The organism is Litorivivens sp. (assembly GCF_057445395.1).
This window is the reverse complement of sequence record NZ_JBVBUV010000136.1, coordinates 1-3,341: the sequence shown is the minus strand read 5'-3', so window position 1 is coordinate 3,341 and position 3,341 is coordinate 1. Positions and strand designations below refer to the sequence as shown.

3 protein-coding genes are annotated in these 3,341 nt (G+C 53.5%); all 3 read right to left on the bottom strand.

Annotated elements, in window-relative coordinates; genetic code table 11:
- A partial coding sequence (locus tag AC222A_RS18945) for a cytochrome P450 (protein WP_486775459.1) occupies positions 1-899 on the bottom strand: 899 nt, incomplete at its 3' end.
- An 85-nt stretch (positions 900-984) separates the two neighbouring features.
- The gene (locus AC222A_RS18940) at positions 985-1,464 is read right to left on the bottom strand and encodes a nitroreductase/quinone reductase family protein (protein WP_372759547.1); all 480 of its coding nucleotides are present in this window, start codon (positions 1,462-1,464) and stop codon (positions 985-987) included.
- Between the two features lie 303 nt (positions 1,465-1,767).
- Entirely contained in the window at positions 1,768-3,210 is a 1,443-nt protein-coding gene (locus AC222A_RS18935) for an alkaline phosphatase PhoX (protein ID WP_486775458.1), read from the bottom strand.
- Between the last annotated feature and the right edge of the window lie 131 nt (positions 3,211-3,341).

The following is a 3,341-nucleotide window of genomic DNA, read 5'->3' as shown; positions in this document are numbered from 1 at the left end:
ACCGAACGGTAGTGAAACTTGAATGGCGGTTCCAGTCGCAATATTTCCTCGATAAAGGCCGATATCAGATCGGGTTCTGCGCGTAGGCGTTTCTGTAGCGGCTGATCTTGAGCCAGCCTGAGAATGGCGCTGCCAATCAGGCTGGCGGTGGACTCTCCGGCGGCACCAAACAGAATCGTTAGAATGCCCACGGCTTGCTCTTTGCTGATAAGTTGCTCATCTACACCCTGGGCGAGCGTAGCGGTCAACGAATCACCGCGATCGCTCGCTGGCGCAGCGTGTACCTTCTCAAAATGATGGGTCAGGTACGTGTTCTGTGCAGCAGTTTCCTGCAGTATCAGTTGCAGTCGGTCGGATTCGAAGCGCCCGGCCAGAAATTCCCCGCCCATCATTGCCCAGCGTTGTACCGCTTCCTGCGCATCATCACCCAGCCCCAGCAGGCGAGTGACAACGAAGGCGGGTAAAGCCTCACACAGAGCAGAACAAGCATCACCGCTCGCATGGAGAAAATCATCAACTTGCTGCTGTGCAAAACGCTTGATGTCCTGCTCAAGCGCGACAATACGGCTGGCTTTTAACGGTGGCAACATCAGCCGCCGATGTATCGCATGATCCGGTTCATCGGCAGTGGCAATGACATCGCTGGCGGTTCCGGCGCCTTTCAGATCGAAGATGGTGGGCGCCCCGTTGTCACCACAAACCAGCATGCCCCTTAGATTCGCCGAGAAATCCTGGTGGCGCTTAATCAACTCGGTTACCGCACTATGCGAACAGGCTACAAAAGCTCGGGTTTCTCCGATCTGACATACGGGCGCCAAGTTTCGCATCTGCTCGTAAAGTGAATGCGGGTCGTTGATAGCCTCTTCACTGAAGAAACTTGCGCCGTCGAACGCGCTCATTGGCACATCTCCTGTCTCTACACTGCGATAAACGCTAGCAAGCGGTTATCACTAACGATGATCCTTCCCGGACACTCCGGGCTTTCTAGCCTGAGCTTCCGTTTTTTAGCAGAAACTGCACGATACCTGAGCCGTTATCCAGAAGAATTTGCAGCTGGGCATCAGTGAGCCCCTGTTCGGCATCAAAGTCATTAATTTTATAGATTCTGGGCGTAAAGCTGACTCGTCTGAATACGCGTTCGAAGTTGGTTCGATACGCCTCGCTGCCGGGCTCCAGCCAGCATGCTTCACCCTCCAGCCAGCGGGTTTTGTACTTAAGCGCCATTGGCCAGGGTTTGCGGTAGTTTCTCCACCACTGACGATCGCGGGTTTCCGTCAGGCAAATCAAAAACTCGCCATCAAATTTGGTGAAGGCAACCGGCGTCTCAAATTGTTTACCGGATTTCCGGCCAGTAAAGCGAATCAATGCCACGCTGGAACTCAACAACCAGTGCAGTGGTGAGCGTAGCAAAGGTTTAACCAGAAAATTCATTTTTATGGCAGTGTCAGAATATTTATTCGCCATTTTTTTCCATTTGTGCGGTGTAGTATCTAGCGAAAGCGAAGCCCGACAGTGGCTGACGGGCAGGTCTTAATTATCTCAATAGATGGTCTTTTAAGATCGCGACACTGGGCGCCCTTTTTATTGGTTGCGATCCCTAATAGTTTAAGAATCGCAGCGGTAAACGGGTTAGCCGTGCTGTTACGTTTTTATCCTAGCATGGCAAGTACCACTTACTCTTACACCTTTGTCATTTGAGGTGTGAGCACTGACCCTGATCCCGGTGAGCCGACCCCATTGCATCAGTCGCGACTGGGCTGGAGATACCTACACTTTAGGCATTGGCCGCGCCAGCGGGCGATCTACCTGAACTGAAAACGGCATGGTGATTTCGTAGGTTAAGCCCGCGATATTGTAGCCTATTGCGCCATCGCCACTATTAAATGTGCGCTGCCCGGAAACGTAAACTCGGCGACCGTCGGGGGAAATCGCTACGCCTGTGACCTCAGTGGCCCCTGGGTCACCCGGCAGTCGCAATAAGGGTATTGTGGTTTGATCAGGCATCAATACCATGCAGCGCATATCACCGCCATCCTCTACTACCAGCATTTCGCCGTCCAGCGTCATCGTAATATTATCTACGCCCGCCAATGGTGGTTCACTGTCATCGACCGGAGAGCCGATAGGTCCATCGGTGGGGTCATAAATCGATTCTATCGTATTGGCGATCGTATCAATGGCCCAAATGGTGTCGTCGCTTTTGGTGGTGACAAAAACGAAACCGTTTAGGAACCACACGCCCTCATTGCCCTCCATTAGCGTGCTATCGGGATGGCGGTTTTGGAACTGTGGTTGATCCACGGCCAGGGCATTGTGCCATGCAATGGGCGTTGGCCCCTGCCGAGCGGCATCTAATCCGGCGGGTACGCCCATCACCTGAAGCAAACCGTTATCCATTACCGGACGCTCCCCGCTTGGCCAATCGGCTGCCGTCCAAATAGTGCGATAGAAACGGTCGTCGCCACCGGCATCTTCGGTGTGATAGATCGCACGCCCTGCTTCATCCACCGCCACCATTTCATGGCCTTTAATGCCAAAAGCGGGCAAGTGCACGTGGTCACCACCATCGCGCAGTGGGCTGCATTCAAACATCAACCCATCCAGTATTTCTTCGCCATTGATCCAGGTTCCCCACGGGGTTGCCCCGCCAGAGCAATTGGTTGTGGTGTTGGCCTGGCATCGGTACGCGTCGATCAACTCGCCCCTGGCATTGAATCGCAGCGCACTAACTCCGCCCGTCATCAGGCCTGCGGCGGCAACATCCTGTCGTCGATTGGGCGGTCCATAAGCTGTGCCAGCAACAGCAGGCCCTGTGGTGCTATCACGCCGCTCTGAATTGCTCACATAAATCCATCCGCCATCTTCCGTGCGAAAGGTTGCGCCACCGTCGGGGTCGGTATGCCATGCATAACCGGTATCGGTGCCATCGTCGGCGATAACGTTTGCGTCGTATTCAGCTATGACACGAGAGGTAAATCCTGCAGGCAACTGCACACCGTTCTCGTCTGGGGGCAGCAATGGCCCCATGGTTGCAAACCCGCTGTCAACGAAAGGGTTTACCGCATCCTGTAGCCCACTGGAGCTGGATGAGCCGCCGCAAGCTGTAAGATATTTTGCGCTGGAAACACTACCCGCAGTAAGGAATAAATTACGCAGAAAACGCCGGCGCGAAAGCCCTTTACGTTCAATATCTTTAATGAGTGGATGCATTTTTTTGCCGTTCAATTTACGAATACAGGGTGATACTACCCCTTGCAGGCTGATAGCAACACGTCGTGTGACGTCTAATCAGAATTGAGTGCAGCACGAGGCGCTTGTTAGTGTACAGCCTTAAAATGTAT